Source organism: Rhizobium sp. 2YAF20 (genome assembly GCF_052114685.1).
GTDB lineage: Bacteria > Pseudomonadota > Alphaproteobacteria > Rhizobiales > Rhizobiaceae > Rhizobium.
The window spans coordinates 336,574-353,156 of record NZ_JBFRFF010000001.1 but is presented as its reverse complement, the minus strand read 5'-3'; the positions used below and the strand labels follow the sequence as shown (position 1 = coordinate 353,156).

The window sequence follows — 16,583 nt, the reverse complement described above, 5'->3', positions numbered from 1 at the left end:
CGATCAGGCTCCTTGGGAGGAAGAAGAAAAAGAGAAATCGCTAGGATTGAAACGCCTCAATCGTCCGGCTGAAATAAAGGATTCAACAAGCCACCTCTCCGCTGAAAACGGGTGGCCGTTCCATCCGGCGTGGCCAAAGCCCGCGTTGGCGATGTCGTCGTCGAGATGGCGCGCGAGGATTTCAGCGATGACGATCAGGCCGCTGCTCGGGACGACATAGGGCTCGGGTTGGTGCAGCCCCCGCGCCGCATCGACCGCCTCGTGGACAGTCTCGTCGATGACGACATGTCGTTTGCCGGTCTCAGCGGCAAAGGCTGCGAACCCTTCCGTATAGTCGTCGCAGAAATCGTCGAGTTCCGGGTGAGATTGTGCCAGGGGTGCTCGCATCGCCTCGAATTTCTGCGGGTCACGGACGCTCCAGATTTCCGATGCATCCACGACGGCCTGCTTGTCGCGCCATTCGCTCGAAGTCAGCATGGATTTCGCCGGCCGGCCGGTGTTGCAGACGGCAACGACGTCGGTCCGACGCCCGCCCTTGCCGAAGGAGCCGCATTTGAAACGCACGACGAGATCGGCGGCATCGATCCTGTCGGCCGATCCGTCCGCGATCTCGCCATTGCCGACGATCATGATTGTCCGTTGTCCCTTCACGAGGCGCTCAATTCCCAGGCCCATCGGCCAGTTGCTTCAATTCCTTGGTCCGTGCGCGTGTCAGCGTCGCCTTGCAGCCGGACACAAGCATCGGCTCCATTGACCCACCACGGGCCTGAAATCCTTCCGCCTCACACTCGCCGTCGCGATAGTCGATCCAGGCGCGCTGGCCGGCGAGCAGCGCCTTCTCGGCACCCCTGAGGCTCGCATCAAGCCCCGTGTCGAGCTCGAGCATGGCGGCCCGCGTCTTCTTGTACTGCGCATTGAGCTCGGCGTCGGCCGCCTGATAATCCTGGTCCGAGCAGCTATTCATATCCATCTGCGTCGCCGCATTGCCACAATCTGCCGCGTCGTCGGCGCGAGCCGGGCCGAACGCGAAGAGGATCGACAGCGCAACCCCTGCCAGAAGCAATTGCAGCCGCATGAATATCCCTCCTCCTTTTTCGAGCTCGGCTCAGAGCTTGCCCATGATCTGCTGGCGGAAGCCATAGACCTCGCGCTTTCCCGACAAGGGGATCAGCGTCACGGAACGTGTTTGGCCCGGCTCGAAACGAACGGCGGTTCCGGCGGGAATATCCAGCCGCATGCCATTGGCCTTGTCGCGATCGAACGACAACCCGCCATTGGTCTCAGCAAAATGATAGTGACTGCCCACCTGCACAGGCCGGTCCCCGGTGTTTGAGACATCGAGCGACACGGTAGGCGCGCCGGCATTCAGTTCGATATCGCCGCTTGCGGCAATGATTTCGCCTGGGATCATGGTTGTGTCCTCGTCTTAGCAGGGCTTAGCGGATCGGTTCATGCACGGTGACGAGCTTGGTGCCATCGGGGAATGTCGCCTCGACCTGTACGTCGTGGATCATCTCAGCGATGCCCTCCATGACCTGGTCGCGGCTGATGACGCTGGCGCCTGCTGACATCAGATCGGCGACCGAACGGCCGTCGCGTGCGCCCTCGACGACAAAATCGCTGATCAGCGCGATCGCCTCTGGATAGTTCAGCTTGACGCCGCGCTCAAGCCGCCGCCGCGCCACCATCGCTGCCATGGAAATCAACAGCTTGTCTTTTTCTCTCGGAGTGAGGTTCATCGTCTGCCCATGTGTTTGATCGAAATTTGTTTTGCTACAGGTTCCAGACTTTCGGCACTGGCGCGCCGTTGCGCAAGACCGAAATGACCGGGATCAGAATTTTTCGAAGCGCGAAGCCGTCGGCTGCGGCAAGGCGCACGACGAGCTTATCCTTCCAGTGGCTGGCTCCGCCGATATGGCCCTCGAGCAACGGCCTGATCTTTGCCAGGTAGGCTTCGGCAGATGGCCCGGCATAGAGCACAGTGGCGAAGGCGACCTTCGCGCCGAGCACCGCGCCCCTGGCCGTCAGCTTCGCCACTTCGCCCTCGAACCGCAAATCCTCCGCATGGATCAACCGCCCGGCCCGTCGAATACGCCAACGGTCACGGAAGAGCCCCTTCACCATTGCTTCGCCCATCGCCTTGCGCCCAAGCAGGACTGCTTCGACCGCCAGAAATTCTCCCGTCTCGTCGAGATCGACATCCAGCCGCCTTGCAAGCGAAGCACGGTCGAACAAGATGGTCTCCTGCGGCAGCCAGTCGACCCGCGCGCCGGCACCGACCTTGATCACGGTCGAAATCTCCGCCGTGCCCACCGAGGCCTTGTAGATCTTCTCGCAAGCCTGCGTCGTCACGTCGATCCGGGTGCCGGGGGCCGCAGTGATGCTCCAATTCATCCGATCACCGCCGGTCAGCCCGCCGGCCGTATTGATGATCACTGCTTCCATGGAATTGTCGAACGTATCGGGAAGGCGGATCTTGGCTGCCCCCTCTTGAAAGAATTCGGCCAGACGCGTCCGCCCGTCGAGCATCTTGGCGGCCAGATGACCGCGACCCTCAGCCCGCTGCGGTCTGGTAGTCGCCACCGCTGTCGTCATTCCGCCATTCCCTCGCTCATTCCCCATTCAATCCGCCAAGCGATTGAAAGCAAGCATTTTTTGTGCCGTTCGGGAGGGCCTCGGCAGAAACCGGGCGGAGCGACATTTGCGTGTCCCCGTCGGCCCTTCGCGCTGCCTCAATTTTCGCCGGATGCCTTGAGATCGATCAGACGGTCAGGTGGCGGCGGGCTTCCGGCGTATCGAGCGTTTCCGCCAATCCCTCGTGCACGATCTCGCCGCGGTCCATGATATAGACATAGTCGGCAAGCTCGCGGCAAAAATCGAGATACTGCTCGACCAGCAGGATCGCCATTCCGGTGGAATCCCTCAGATACTGGATCGCCCGGCCGATATCCTTGATGATCGACGGCTGAATACCCTCGGTCGGCTCGTCGAGCACGAGGATCTTTGGCCGCGTCACCAGCGCCCGCCCGATGGCCAACTGCTGCTGCTGTCCGCCGGAGAGATCGCCGCCGCGGCGCGACAACATCGTATTCAACACCGGAAACAGGCTAAACACGTCATCTGGAACATACCGGTCCTTGCGAGGAATAGGCGCATAGCCGGTCTCAAGATTTTCCTTCACCGTCAACAACGGAAATATCTCACGGCCCTGCGGAACATAGCCGATGCCCTGCTTTGCTCGGGAGAACGGAGCCATGCCGTTAAGCTTCACATTGTTGAAACTGATATTGCCGGCGCTGAGCGCATGCTGCCCGGTGACCGCCCGCAGCAGCGAACTCTTGCCGACCCCGTTGCGCCCAAGCACACAGGTGATCTTCCCCATCTCCGCTTTCAGCGATACGCCCCGCAAAGCCTGGGCTGCGCCATAATGAAGATTTGCGTTTTCAACGGTCAGCATGTGTGTACCTCTGCAATTCTTTGCTCTTCACCTCCCCCTTGACGGGGGAGGTCGCAATGAAGCTGCGGGTGGAGGTGATCCCTGTTCTTCGCAAAATCACCCCCACCCCGGCCGTTCATCCGACCCTCCCCCTCAAGGCGAGGGTATTTAACGCCCCAGATAGTTCTCGATTACCTTCGGATCGCTGCTGACGAAATCGATCGAGCCCTCGGCGAGCACCGAACCTTCGGCAAGGCACGTCACCTTGACGCCAAGATCGCGGATGAAGCCCATGTCGTGCTCGACGACGACGACGGAACGCGTCTTGGCGATCTCCTTCAACAGCAGCGCCGTCTCCGAGGTTTCTGCGTCGGTCATCCCGGCGACGGGTTCGTCGACCAACAGCAGCTTCGGCTCCTGCGCCAGTAGCATGCCGATCTCCAGCCATTGCTTTTGCCCGTGCGAGAGATTGGCCGCGAACTCGTCGCGGCGATGATTGAGGCGAACCGTGTCGAGGATTTCGTAGATACGGTCCTGGTCGATCTTCGTGAGCCGGTAGAACAATGTCGAGAACACGCCGCGCGAGCGGTTCAGCGCCAGTTCCAGATTGTCCCAGACGGTATGGCTTTCAAAGACCGTCGGCTTTTGGAACTTTCGCCCGATGCCGAGCAGCGCGATATCGGCCTCGTCTTTCTTGGTGAGGTCGATCTGGCCGTTGAAGAAGACCTCGCCCGAATCCGGCCGCGTCTTGCCGGTGATGATGTCCATCATCGTCGTCTTGCCGGCGCCGTTCGGGCCGATGATGGCCCTGAGTTCGCCGGGCTCGATGACGATCGACAGCGAATTCAACGCCTTGAAGCCATCAAAGGAGACCGAGACGTTGTTGAGGTAGAGCATGCTGGTTGGCTTGCCGTCCGGGATCATGGTCTCACTCCGCAGCCTGAACTTCGTTGTCGGTCTTGCCCTCTTTCCCATCAGTCGAGACCGTGCGCGCAAAACGCCCGCTGGTGCCGTAATGAGCGATCGTGCCGACGACGCCACGCGGCAGGAACAGCGTCACGGCGACGAACAGACCACCGAGCGCAAACAGCCAGACTTCGGGAAACAGGCCGGTGAAGATGGTCTTGCCGCCGTTGACGAGAATCGCCCCGATGATCGGGCCGATCAGCGTCGCGCGGCCGCCGACCGCCGTCCAGATGACGACTTCGATCGAGTTGGCCGGCGCGAATTCGCCCGGGTTGATGATGCCGACCTGCGGCACATAAAGCGCGCCGGCAACGCCGGCCATCATGGCCGAGACGACGAAGGTGAAAAGCTTAACGTGCTCAACGCGGTAGCCGAGGAAACGCGTCCGGCTTTCCGCATCTCGCACCCCGACCAGCAGCTTGCCGAACTTCGAACGGACGATGGCGGAAGCGAGCAGCAACGAGAAGGCAAGGATGATCGCGGTCAACGAGAAGAGGGCAGCGCGCGTACCGTCTGCCTGGATGTTGTAGCCGAGGATGTCCTTGAAATCGGTAAGGCCGTTATTGCCGCCAAAACCCATGTCGTTGCGGAAGAAGGCGAGCAGCAGCGCATAGGTCATCGCCTGGGTAATGATCGAGAGGTAAACGCCGTTGACGCGGGAGCGGAAGGCGAACCAGCCGAAGACATAGGCAAGCAGGCCCGGCACCAGCAGCACCATGAGGGCGGCAAACCAGAAATTGTCGAAGCCATACCAGAACCAGGGCAGCGCCTTGTAGTTCAGGAACACCATGAAGTCGGGAAGGATCGGATTGCCGTAGCTACCGCGTGCGCCGATCTGGCGCATCAGGTACATGCCCATCGCATAGCCGCCGAGCGCGAAGAACGCGCCGTGTCCGAGCGAAAGAATGCCGCAGAAGCCCCACACGAGATCGAGTGCAAGCGCCAGCAGCGCATAGGTCAGGTATTTGCCGAACAGCGAGACGACATAGGTCGGGATGTGCAGCGCGCTTTGCGGCGACGTCAACAAGTTCGAGGCGGGGACGAGCACCGCAAGCGCCAGCAATACGGCGATAGCGACAATGATCTTGCGGTCGAGCGACCGGAGCAGGAAGGCCGTTATCATGCTTCCACCGCCCTTCCTTTAAGTGCGAAGAGCCCACGCGGTCGCTTCTGGATGAACAGGATGATGAGGACGAGCACCAGGATCTTGCCGAGCACAGCACCCGCATAGGGCTCGAGGAACTTGTTGAGGATGCCGAGCGACATGGCGCCGACGAGCGTTCCCCAGAGGTTGCCGACGCCGCCGAAGACAACGACCATGAAGCTGTCAATGATATAGGCCTGGCCGAGGTTCGGCGACACGTTGTCGATCTGGCTGAGCGCCACGCCCGCCATGCCGGCAACGCCGGAGCCGAGCGCGAAAGTGAATGCGTCGACCCAGGCGGTTCTGATGCCCATCGACGAGGCCATGCGCCGGTTCTGGGTCACGGCGCGCATCTGCAGGCCGAACGGGGTGCGCTTGAGCAGCATCAGCAGGGCAAAGAACACCACCAAAGCGAAGACGATGATCCAGAGCCGGTTCCAGGTGATATCAAGGCCGCCGAGGTCGAACGAGCCGGACATCCAGCTCGGGTTGCGAACCTCGCGGTTGGTCGGCCCGAAAATGGAGCGGACCGCCTGCTGCAGGATCAGCGAGATGCCCCAGGTGGCCAGCAACGTCTCGAGCGGCCGCTTGTATAAGAAGCGGATCACCGCGCGCTCGATAACGAAGCCAACGAAGCCGGTGAACAGGAAGGCCGCGGGAACGGCGAAAGCGAGCGAGTAGTCTGCGAGATTTGGAAGATGGGAGACCACCGCTTCCTGCACGACATATGTCGTATAGGCGCCGAGCATCACCATTTCGCCATGCGCCATGTTGACGACACCCATGACGCCGAAGGTGATCGACAGGCCGATCGCCGCCAGCATCAAGACAGAACTCAGCGACAGGCCGTACCAGATGTTCTGCGCCACGTCCCACAGGGCAAGCGAGGTATTGATCGAGTCCATGTGCCTCTGTAGGGCGGGCTTCAGATCGTCGGGCGCGGTCTGCATGGCGGTATTTAGAATTGCAAGGGCATCGCGGTCGCCGCGAGCGGCAATCGTGTCGATCGCATTCTTCTTGTCCTCGGGGCTGGCGTTGCTCTTCAGGAGCATGACGGCGCGGCCAGCCTCCATCGTCTTCTTGACTTCGCCGTCCTTTTCCTGGGTAAGGGCGGAGTTCAGAAGCTCAAGATTGGCCGGATCCGCATCCTTCAGCATGTCTTGGGCTGCCGAGAGGCGCGCAGATCGATCCGGGCTCAGAAGCGTCAGCTGGCTCAAAGAGGCGCTGAGGACACCCCGCAGTGTATTGTTTATCTTCACCTTCACCATCGCGTCCGAATCGATGTCGGAAACGGCATCCCCGGTGACGGGATCTGAGAACGTCGGCGCATCATCCGTGCCGCCGATAATTAGGACGGGGCCGCCGTCCTGGCTGACGAACAGCTTGCCGTCGCTCAGTTCCCGCAATATCCGGCCGACATTCGCATCTTTCGAGGCAACCAGCGCCTTGATCGCCACCTCCCGCTCGGGGAAATCGCCGACGCCGAGCGCATCGACCAGCGTGTGGATATTGTCGTCCGCCTTCACCACCGTCGCGAAGGCCGGCAAAGCAAGGCTGAGGGTCAGAAGGAAAATCTTGAGGGCGCGATACATCGGCTCTTTGCCTTGGTTATCATGAGGCCTTCCCAGTGCCTGGCTGGCGCCGACGCAATCGGGAAGGACGGGGCTTCCGCCCGGAATATCCGGACGGAAGTCATTGCAACGATCAGTCGATCAGAGGACGGTACTCACGAACCCTTGCCGCCGCACTTTCCGGTAGCGACATTGAAGTTGCCGCAGGACATCGGCTTGCGCCAATCGGAGATCAGGTCCTTGGAGTCCGGCAGGTAGTCGGACCATTCGTCGCCAACGACGGCCGGGGTCTGCTGGACGATTTCGAACTGGCCGTTCGCCTGGATTTCACCGATCAACACCGGCTTGGTGATGTGGTGGTTCGGCATGACGGTCGCATAGCCGCCGGAGAGGTTCGGAACGGTCGTGCCGATGATGGTGTCGAGAACCTTGTCGGTATCGGTCGTGCCGGCAGCCTGAACGGCCTTGACCCATGCGTTGAAGCCGATATAGGCGGCTTCCATCGGGTCGTTGGTTACGCGCTTGTCGTTCTTGGTGTAGGCGTGCCATTCCTTGATGAAGTTCTTGTTAGCAGGGCTTTCAACGGACTCGAAGTAGTTCCAGGCGGCCAGGTGGCCGACGAGCGGCTTGGTGTCGAGACCGGCAAGTTCTTCTTCGCCGACCGAGAACGCGATGACAGGGATATCGGTCGCCTTGATGCCCTTGTTGCCCAGTTCCTTGTAGAACGGAACGTTGGCGTCGCCGTTGATCGTCGAAACGACGGCGGTCTTTTTGCCGGCCGATCCGAAGTCCTTGATCTTCGACACTTCGGTCTGCCAATCGGAGAAGCCGAACGGCGTGTAGTTGACCATGATGTCTTCCTTCGGAATACCCTTCGAAATCAGGTATGCTTCAAGGATCTTGTTGGTCGTGCGCGGATAGACGTAGTCGGTGCCTTCCAGCACGAAGCGCTTTACGCCTTCCTTGTTCATCAGGTAGTCGACGGCCGGAATGGCCTGCTGGTTCGGCGCGGCACCCGTGTAGATGATGTTGCGCGAGGACTCTTCGCCTTCATACTGAACCGGGTAGAATAGCAGCGAGTTCAGCTCCTCGAATACGGGCAGAACCGACTTGCGCGACGACGAAGTCCAGCAACCGAAGACCGCAGCGACCTTGTCCTTCTGGATCAATTCCCTAGCCTTTTCGGCAAAAAGCGGCCAGTCCGAAGCCGGATCGACGACGACGGCCTCGAGCTTCTTGCCGAGAAGGCCGCCCTTCTTGTTCTGCTCATCGATGAGCATCAGCATGGCGTCCTTGAGCGTGGTCTCGGAGATGGCCATAGTGCCGGAAAGCGAGTGCAGGATGCCGACCTTGATCGTATCGTCCGCAGCGTAGGCCGTGCTGTGGAATACGGCTGACGTCGACATGACGGCGCCGAGCACGGCGCCTGTGACGTATGATTTGAAATTCATCTGATTGATCCCCTCTTCGAATTCTACAACGGCAAAACCTGAAGTTGGCCGTTGCTGCGGGGACTATCCGTTGCTGCGATGCAAAACCGTATACGCGAAATGACGTAGGCAATGGGGCGAATTGTGCAGAAACGCGCACGCAGCGCTCTTAAGCACGACGGCGATCCGTGTTACCAGATCCTAGACACGTCATATGGAAGGTCTCCGGAAGCGGCATGGCAGCGCGGCAACGCATCATCCCCGTCAGGCGCGAGTATAATCGCTGGGTCGCAAACCAGACGCTGGAGGATTATGCGCTCCGCTTCACGGCCAAGAGCGCCCGGCAGTTCTCCTCGCAACGCATCTCGCAGACGGCAATCGGCGCGATCTCCTTCCTGGCGCTGGAGGCAATCGGCGGCGCGATCACGCTGTCCTACGGCACGACCAACGCCTTCTTCGCCATCATCGTCGCAAGCATCGCCATGCTCGGCATCGGCCTGCCGATCAGCCGCTATGCCATCCGCCACGGCGTCGACATCGACCTGCTGACGCGTGGGGCGAGCTTCGGCTATATCGGCTCGACGATCACCTCGCTGATCTACGCCAGCTTCACCTTCATGCTGTTTGCGATCGAGGCTTCGATCATGTCCGGCGCGCTGGAGTTGACGCTCGGCATACCACTCTGGGTCGGCTATATCCTCAGCGCCGTCATGGTCATACCGCTCGTGACCCACGGCGTTCGGCTGATCAGCCGTTTCCAGCTCTTGACCCAGCCCTTCTGGATCGTCCTCAACGTTCTCCCTTTTGTCTTCATCGCCTTTTCGGACTGGGAAAAATTCGACTTGTGGCGGGCCTTTGCCGGGCTCCATGCCGCATCCGGCGCTCCGGGCACGATCGCTCCCTTCGACCTGATCGATTTCGGCGCCGCATCCGCGGTCATCCTCGCCTTGATGTCGCAGATCGGCGAACAGGCCGACTTCCTGCGCTTCCTGCCGCCCGAGGGTGGCCATCGCAAGCTTCGCCATCGGTTGGCGATCTTCCTGGCCGGTCCCGGCTGGGTCGTCATCGGCGCGCCGAAGCTGCTTGCCGGCTCGTTCCTCGTGGTGCTGACGCTGAGTGCCGGCGTGCCTGCCGATCGCGCCGCCGACCCGGCGCAGATGTACTTGACCGCCTTCGGCTACATGATCCCCTGGCACAATGCGGCGCTGCTGTTGATGGCAGCCTTCGTCATGATCTCGCAGCTGAAGATTAACGTCATGAACGCCTATGCCGGGTCGCTCGCCTGGTCGAATTTCTTCTCACGACTGACCCATAGCCATCCTGGCCGCGTCATCTGGCTTGTCTTCAACGTCGCCATCGCACTGCTCTTGATGGAACTGGGTATCTACAAGCTGCTCGAGGAGACGCTCGGCATCTTCTCCATCATCTCGATGGCTTGGCTCTGCACCATCTCGGCCGACCTGTTCATCAACAAGCCCCTCGGCCTTGCGCCTCCCGGCATCGAATTCAAGCGCGCCCATCTTTACGATATCAATCCGGTCGGCCTCGGCGCCATGACCTTGTCGGCGACCATTGCCCTCACCGCGCATTTCGGCGTTTTTGGCGCGGTTGCCGCCTCGCTTGCGCCCTACATCACACTGATTGTCGCGCTGATGGCCTCGCCGACGATCGCTTGGGCCACCGGGGGCAAATACTATCTCGCCCGCAAGCCGCGGCGGGCCTGGGAAAACCTGACCGATATCACCTGTTCGATCTGCGAACACCCGTTCGAGCCGGAGGACATGGCCTGGTGTCCAGCCTATGCCGCGCCGATCTGCTCGCTGTGCTGCTCGCTCGACAGCCGCTGCCACGACATGTGCAAGCCGAACGCCAATCTCAACGCCCAGATCGGCACCGTCGCCAAGGCGATCCTGCCCGAAATGGTCATCGCCAAGCTGGCGACCCGGCTTGGCCGCTATGGCATTGCTGTCGTGCTGGCGCTGGGTGCCGTTGGGTTCATCCTGGCGATGATCGCCCATCAGGTCGCCTCCGCCTCGCCGACCACCGCCGAAGTCGTCAACCGCACCATTCTCATCGTCTTCTTCGTCTTTGCCGTCATCGCCGGCGTCGTCTGCTGGTTCTATGTTCTTGCCCATGACAGCCGCGTGGTTGCCGAAGAGGAATCCTCCCGCCAGAATACGCTGCTCCTAAAGGAAATCGCCGCCCACAAGAAGACGGACGCAGCGCTGCAGACCGCCAAGGAAACCGCCGAGGCCGCCAACCGTGCCAAGAGCCGCTACGTCGTCGGCCTCAGCCACGAACTGCGCACGCCACTCAATGCCGTGCTCGGCTATGCCCAGATCCTCGAGCGCGACGACACCATCCCGGCGCCGCGCCAGACGTCGATCAAGGTCATCCGCCGCAGCGCCGAACATCTATCCGGCCTGATCGACGGTTTGCTGGACATTTCCAAGATCGAGGCCGGACGCCTGCAGGTCTATTCCAACGAGATCAACATCCGCGATTTCCTCGACCAGATCGTCGACATGTTTCGCCCCCAGGCGCAGGCCAAGGGCCTGAGCTTCATCCACGAGCGCAGCCCCTCGCTGCCCGATTATGTCCGGACCGACGAGAAACGCCTGCGCCAGATCCTCGTCAACCTGTTGTCCAACGCAATCAAGTTCACCGACGCCGGCACCGTCCGCTTCGATGTCGCCTACCGCAGCCAGGTCGCGACCTTCACCCTGTCGGACACCGGGCGCGGTATCGCCGAAAAGGACCTCTCCCGGATCTATGAGCCGTTCCAGCGTGGCGAGGCGGAAAGTGTGCGGCCCATGCCCGGCCTCGGGCTGGGGCTGACGATCACCCAACTGCTGACCAATACGCTCGGCGGTGAAATCTCGGTAGCGAGCGAGAAGGATATCGGCTCCACCTTCAAGGTGCGCCTGATGCTGTCTGCCGTTCAGCACCAGATGAAGCCGCCGCCGCAGGAGCGCAAGATCGTCGGCTATGACGGCCGGCGGCGGACGATCGTCGTCGTCGACGACAACGAGGATCATCGCGAGCTGATGCGCGAGGTGCTGGCGCCGCTCGATTTCGTCGTGCTTACCGCTGTCAGCGGCCCGGATTGCCTGACGCTGATCGAAGGCATCAAGCCCGATCTCTTCCTGGTCGACATTTCCATGCCGGGCATGAATGGCTGGCAACTCGTCTCGCGCCTCAGGGAAAGCGGCCAGCTATCGCCGATCCTGATGCTGTCGGCCAATATTGGCGACGGCGCGGCAACGCAGGAGAGCAAGGACAGCCACAACGACGCTATCGCCAAGCCGGTGGACATCCGCCAACTCCGCGACAAGCTCGCCCTGCATCTGGGCCTGAAGTGGATCTACGCCGACAATGTGCAGCAACCGGCGCTGAAGGCGCCCGCTCCGATGAAAAGTCCAGGATTGGAGCATGTCGAGGAGTTGATGCGGCTTGCGGAAATCGGCTATATCAGGGGCATAGATGCAAAACTCGCCGATCTCGCAAAACTCGATGATTTCAAACCCTTCACCGAGGCGTTGCGCGTCTATATCAGGGCGTTCGATCTGACCGGCTTCCTGAATTTCCTGCGTGAGTTCGACAATGAAAAGGTAGAACCGATTGGCTGAACCCGCCCTGCCCCGCGACATCGTTTTGCTCGTGGACGACTCGCCGGAGGCCCTCGGATTTCTGACCGACGCGCTGGAACAGTCCGGTTTTTCGGTTTTGATCGCAACCTCGGGACCGGCGGCGTTGAACATCGTCGAGCGCATCACGCCTGATCTTATACTGCTGGACGCAGTCATGCCCTCTATCGACGGTTTCGAGACCTGCCGGCGGTTGAAGGCCAACCCCGCCGTCAGCCAGGTGCCGGTGATCTTCATGACCGGGCTGACTGAGACGGAGCACGTGGTCCATGCTCTGGAATCAGGCGGGGTCGATTACCTCTCCAAGCCGATCAACATCGACGAGCTGCGCGCCCGCATCCGCGTTCACCTGAGAAATGCGCGTTCCGCACAGAGCGCTCGGGTGGCACTTGATGCCGCCGGACGTCATCTGCTTGCAGTCAAGGGCGACGGGACGATCCACTGGTCGACACCCCAAGCGACACGCCTCGTCAATGCGGCGACCGGCAGCGACGACGGCCTCGATATCGTCGTTAGGCACATTGCCAGCTTCATGGGCGCGCGCGGCAAGGCGCACCCGGTGCGGGACAACCTTCTGTCGATCAGCCATGGCGGGCAGCCTGCGCTGCAACTCGCCTTCCTTGGCACGATCGGTCCCGACGAGCATCTCTTCCGGCTGACGGCGGCCAGCCAGCGCGCCGACGATGGCGTGCTCAGGCAGCATTTCGGCCTGACGCAGCGTGAATCCGAAGTGCTTTTGTGGATCGCCAAGGGCAAGGCCAACCGCGATATCGGCGAAATCCTCGGCCTCTCAGCCCGCACCGTCAACAAGCATCTGGAGCAGATCTACGTAAAGCTCGGCGTCGAAAACCGCGCCTCGGCCGCCGTCAAGGCAGCGCATGTCCTCCACGAGATATGACGTCCTGCCCTCCCAGGTGAGAAGAGTTTACGCCACGCGATCTGGCGGTTCGCGGCCGTCGAAGAATGCCGTGATATTGTCGACGACCTTCATGCCCATTGCGGTGCGGGTTTCCTCCGTGGCGCTGCCAAGATGTGGAAGAACCACGACATTCTCCATCCCTCGCAATTTCTCCGGAACATTCGGCTCGGCCTCGTAGACATCGAGGCCGGCGCCGCGGATCGTGCCGCTCTCAAGCGCTGCAATCAGCGCCTGCTCGTCGACGACGTCGCCGCGAGCCGTGTTGATCAGGAAGGCGCCGGGCTTCATGGCGGTAAGCCGCGACGCATTTATCAGATGGTGGTTCTCGGTTCCACCAGGGCAGTGCAGCGAGACGAAGTCTGAAATCGCCAGCACGTCCTCGACGGTGTGCAACTGCTCCGCACCATAGCGAGCCGCCTCGTGTGGATCGATGGCCGAGCGATTGTAGAAGACCACGTCCATGCCGAAGCCGAAGTGGCAGCGTTGCGCGAATGCACGGCCAATACGGCCGAACCCGATGATGCCGACCATCTTTCCCGTAACCTTGGTGCCGACCAGATGCGTCGGGCTCCAGCCCACCCAATTGCCGGACCGCGCCTGCCGCTCCCCCTCGCCACCGCGGCGGGCAACCGATAGGAGCAGCAACATGGCGATATCGGCCGTGCAGTCGGTAAGGACACCCGGCGTGTTGGTGACGGCAATGCCGTGCGCCTTGGCGGCAGCTATATCGATATGATTGAAGCCGACGCCGAAGTTGCCAAGGATACGCGTGCGCAACGGGGCGGCTTCGAAAAGCGCCGCAGGTAGCTTGTCCGACACCGTCGGCAGCACCGCATCGTAGTCCCGAAGCGCCTTTCCAAGCTCGGCCGCACCCAGCGCGACATCCCTCGGATTGAGGGTGACGTCGAAGCGCTCGGAAAGCATTGCTTCGACGGCATGGGGCCAGCGGCGGGTAACGAGAATACGGGGTCTTGGCATCGGAATCTGTCCTGGTTGCGCCTGCCACCAGGGTTAGACCAAGCTCCGGATAAATTGAACTGGCGTTCAAGGAAAAAGAAAGCCCGGCTCAAGGCCGGGCTTCCATTTAAGTTGCATGTCGCGCTAAGCGCAAACCTTACTTGGCTGCTTCCTGCGGGAAGTAGCTGTACTTGCCATCAGCACCCTTCTTCCATTCGTACATGATGTAGCCAGGAATCTTCGGGTCACCCTTGCTGTCGAAGGACATGTCGCCGAGAACCGTCGGGAACGGACCCTTTTCCTTCATTGCCTTGGCAACGGTTTGAGGATCCGTCGAGCCGGCAGCCTTGGCTGCTGCTGCGATCGTCTGCATGGCAGCGTAGGAATAGAGCGTGTAGGCTTCAGGGTTGAAGCCGGCAGCCTTGAACTTCGCAACGAGGTCCTTGTTGGCCGGGTTCAGTGTCGGATCAGGGCCGAAGGTGTTCAGCGTACCGGCAACTGCGTCGCCGGCGATCGATGCCAGTTCGTTCGAAACGATGCCATCGCCCGAAACCAGCGTAGCCTTCAGACCCTGGTCCGCGCTCTGGCGGATGATGAGGCCGGCTTCCGTGTGCAGGCCGCCCCAATAGATGATCGAGACGCCGGCTTCCTTCATCTTGGCGACGAGGGCAGAGAAGTCCTTGTCGCCGACATTGACGCCTTCGTAGACGACTTCCTTGATACCAGCGGCATTCATTGCCTTCTTGGTTTCGTCAGCCAGGCCCTGGCCATAAGGCGTCTTGTCGTGAACGACGGCGATCTTCGCATCCTTGAAATGGGCAGCGAGATAAGCGCCGGCGACAGCGCCCTGTTGGTCGTCACGACCGCAGGTACGGAAGGTGTTCCACAGGCCACGCTCGGTGAACTTCGGGTTGGTCGCAGCCGGGGTGATTTCAAGAATGCCGTTTTCGGCATAGACTTCGGACGCCGGGATCGAAACACCGGAGTTGAAGTGACCGACAACGAACTTCACGCCATCGGCGACGAACTTGTTGGCGACCGAGATGCCCTGCTTCGGATCGGAAACGTCATCGCCGAGTTCGATCTTGATCTTTTCGCCGTTGATACCGCCGGCGGCATTGATATCGGCGGCAGCCTGTTCGGCACCCTTTTGAAGCTGAGCGCCGAACGCAGCGTTAGCACCGGTCAAGGGACCTGCCACTGCGACGATGATGTCGGCGCGAGCAGCACCGCTGAACGCAACCATGGCGGACAGCGCCACTGCCGACAAAAGATATTTCTTCATATTGCGACTCCCAATTTTTGGGCGGGTTTGTTCCACTCGAGCCGGCGCGATACCCACCATTATCGCACCGGAAAACGGTTTCTACTCTGGAGATAATCAGTCCCTAGATTCAACGCACTGTCAATTCTTCTTCTTCCACGAAAAAGCTGAGGTCCTATCATAAAGCCAGTAGTAGTTATTGACCATCTGGTTGGTCCGGCGATAGCGATAGCCGGCGGTCGCCACGATGAGAAGAAGCACCACGTCGATAACGTAGTAGAATGCGCTCAGCATCGGTCCGTCGAACAGCGCGTGATGCAGAAAACGCATCACCAGCGCCAGAAGCAGCGTGTAGACGATGACGCGCGAATAATCGCTCCAGCCGTCAGCTGCCGCCTTGCCGGCCCGCCAGGCGGTCCAGAAGCCGATCAGCACGACCAGAAGGCGGATGAAATAGCGCACGCCCGTGTCCTGTTCGAAGAAAAGTCCCTGCATGTCAAATGCTCCCCTTCGCGCGCATCAGTGACGCCCGCCTTCGAGATAGGCGGCGCGCACCTCAGGATTGGCCAGCAGCTCCTTGCCCGATCCGCTCATCGTCACCTTGCCGTTGACCATGACATAGGCGCGGTCGGAAAGCTTGAGTGCTGCGAACGCGTTCTGCTCGACCAGGAAGACCGTCAGCCCCTGCGTCTTGTTCAGCACCTTGATCGCCTCGAAGATCTGCTTGACGATCAGCGGGGCCAGGCCGAGCGACGGCTCGTCGAGCAACAGCAGCTTCGGGCGGGCCATCAGCGCGCGGCCGATCGACAGCATCTGCTGTTCGCCGCCCGACAGCGTTCCGCCGCGCTGCGCCTGGCGCTCCTTGAGGCGCGGGAAGAGCGTGAAGATCTTCTCGACGTCTTCCTTGAAAAATTTGAGCTTGTCGAGACCGGCGCCCATCTGCAGGTTTTCGAGAACGGTCATGCGCGGAAAGATGCGACGGCCTTCCGGCGACTGAGCGATGCGCAGCCGGGCGATCTCGTGGGTCGGCAGCTTGGTAATGTCGCGGCCTTCGAAGATAACGGCGCCGTTGCGGGCCTGCGGGCTGCCGCAGATCGTCATCATCAAGGTGGATTTACCAGCGCCGTTGGCGCCGATGAGACTGACGATCTCGCCGCTGTCGACATGGACATCGACGCCGGCCAGCGCCCGGATGTTGCCGTAGAATGTCTCGACATTCTGCACTTGAAGGAGTGGTTGGATTGTCATG

The 16,583-nt window shown here is 60.9% G+C and carries 16 protein-coding genes; 2 read left to right on the top strand and 14 right to left on the bottom strand.

All coding sequences use genetic code 11. The features are described from left to right. Positions 1–3: 3 nt before the first annotated feature. The 10 genes from AB4Z52_RS01660 to urtA all read right to left on the bottom strand — a co-directional run bounded on the left by AB4Z52_RS01660 (position 4) and on the right by urtA (position 8,568). Entirely contained in the window at positions 4–630 is a 627-nt protein-coding gene (locus AB4Z52_RS01660; RefSeq protein WP_442216630.1) for a Urease operon accessory protein, read from the bottom strand. 28 nt (positions 631–658) lie between these two features. Then, positions 659–1,075: a lysozyme inhibitor LprI family protein gene (locus AB4Z52_RS01655; RefSeq protein ID WP_442216156.1), complete on the bottom strand. Its 417-nt coding sequence runs from the start codon at positions 1,073–1,075 to the stop codon at positions 659–661. 30 nt (positions 1,076–1,105) lie between these two features. Further along, positions 1,106–1,411: an urease subunit beta gene (locus AB4Z52_RS01650; protein WP_442216155.1), complete on the bottom strand. Its 306-nt coding sequence runs from the start codon at positions 1,409–1,411 to the stop codon at positions 1,106–1,108. A 25-nt stretch (positions 1,412–1,436) separates the two neighbouring features. Next, the gene (locus AB4Z52_RS01645; RefSeq protein ID WP_442216154.1) at positions 1,437–1,739 is read right to left on the bottom strand and encodes an urease subunit gamma; all 303 of its coding nucleotides are present in this window, start codon (positions 1,737–1,739) and stop codon (positions 1,437–1,439) included. A 34-nt stretch (positions 1,740–1,773) separates the two neighbouring features. Continuing rightward, the gene (locus tag AB4Z52_RS01640) at positions 1,774–2,595 is read right to left on the bottom strand and encodes an urease accessory protein UreD (RefSeq protein ID WP_442216153.1); all 822 of its coding nucleotides are present in this window, start codon (positions 2,593–2,595) and stop codon (positions 1,774–1,776) included. A 166-nt stretch (positions 2,596–2,761) separates the two neighbouring features. Continuing rightward, positions 2,762–3,457 carry an urea ABC transporter ATP-binding subunit UrtE gene (gene urtE / locus AB4Z52_RS01635; protein ID WP_442216152.1) on the bottom strand — a complete coding sequence of 232 codons (696 nt, stop codon included), beginning with the start codon at positions 3,455–3,457 and terminating at the stop codon, positions 2,762–2,764. A gap of 147 nt (positions 3,458–3,604) precedes the next feature. Then, positions 3,605–4,360 carry an urea ABC transporter ATP-binding protein UrtD gene (gene urtD / locus AB4Z52_RS01630; RefSeq protein WP_442216151.1) on the bottom strand — a complete coding sequence of 252 codons (756 nt, stop codon included), beginning with the start codon at positions 4,358–4,360 and terminating at the stop codon, positions 3,605–3,607. A gap of 4 nt (positions 4,361–4,364) precedes the next feature. Next, positions 4,365–5,525 (bottom strand): urea ABC transporter permease subunit UrtC, encoded by a 1,161-nt coding sequence (urtC, locus tag AB4Z52_RS01625; protein WP_442216150.1) that lies wholly within the window; start codon positions 5,523–5,525, stop codon positions 4,365–4,367. Then, positions 5,522–7,138 carry an urea ABC transporter permease subunit UrtB gene (urtB, locus tag AB4Z52_RS01620; RefSeq protein ID WP_442216149.1) on the bottom strand — a complete coding sequence of 539 codons (1,617 nt, stop codon included), beginning with the start codon at positions 7,136–7,138 and terminating at the stop codon, positions 5,522–5,524. The genes urtC and urtB overlap by 4 nt, the downstream gene beginning before the upstream one ends. Before the next feature lie 134 nt (positions 7,139–7,272). Further along, positions 7,273–8,568, bottom strand: a complete 1,296-nt coding sequence (gene urtA / locus AB4Z52_RS01615; protein WP_442216148.1) for an urea ABC transporter substrate-binding protein — start codon at positions 8,566–8,568, stop codon at positions 7,273–7,275. 215 nt (positions 8,569–8,783) lie between these two features. On the opposite strand from urtA, the gene AB4Z52_RS01610 reads away from it, so the two are divergent. Continuing rightward, positions 8,784–12,176 carry a hybrid sensor histidine kinase/response regulator gene (locus AB4Z52_RS01610; RefSeq protein ID WP_442216147.1) on the top strand — a complete coding sequence of 1,131 codons (3,393 nt, stop codon included), beginning with the start codon at positions 8,784–8,786 and terminating at the stop codon, positions 12,174–12,176. Continuing rightward, positions 12,169–13,092, top strand: a complete 924-nt coding sequence (locus AB4Z52_RS01605; protein WP_442216146.1) for a response regulator — start codon at positions 12,169–12,171, stop codon at positions 13,090–13,092. Before AB4Z52_RS01610 ends, AB4Z52_RS01605 begins: the two co-directional genes overlap by 8 nt. A 27-nt stretch (positions 13,093–13,119) precedes the next feature. Here AB4Z52_RS01605 and AB4Z52_RS01600 read toward each other — a convergent pair whose 3' ends face one another. The 4 genes from AB4Z52_RS01600 to AB4Z52_RS01585 all read right to left on the bottom strand — a co-directional run bounded on the left by AB4Z52_RS01600 (position 13,120) and on the right by AB4Z52_RS01585 (position 16,582). Beyond that, a complete protein-coding gene (locus AB4Z52_RS01600; protein ID WP_442216145.1) occupies positions 13,120–14,091 on the bottom strand; it encodes a 2-hydroxyacid dehydrogenase in 972 nt (323 codons plus the stop codon). A 136-nt stretch (positions 14,092–14,227) separates the two neighbouring features. Next, positions 14,228–15,355 (bottom strand): branched-chain amino acid ABC transporter substrate-binding protein, encoded by a 1,128-nt coding sequence (locus AB4Z52_RS01595; protein ID WP_442216144.1) that lies wholly within the window; start codon positions 15,353–15,355, stop codon positions 14,228–14,230. Between the two features lie 120 nt (positions 15,356–15,475). Then, a complete protein-coding gene (locus AB4Z52_RS01590; protein WP_442216143.1) occupies positions 15,476–15,829 on the bottom strand; it encodes a DUF6867 family protein in 354 nt (117 codons plus the stop codon). Between the two features lie 24 nt (positions 15,830–15,853). Then, positions 15,854–16,582, bottom strand: a complete 729-nt coding sequence (locus AB4Z52_RS01585; protein ID WP_442216142.1) for an ABC transporter ATP-binding protein — start codon at positions 16,580–16,582, stop codon at positions 15,854–15,856. Between the last annotated feature and the right edge of the window lies 1 nt (position 16,583).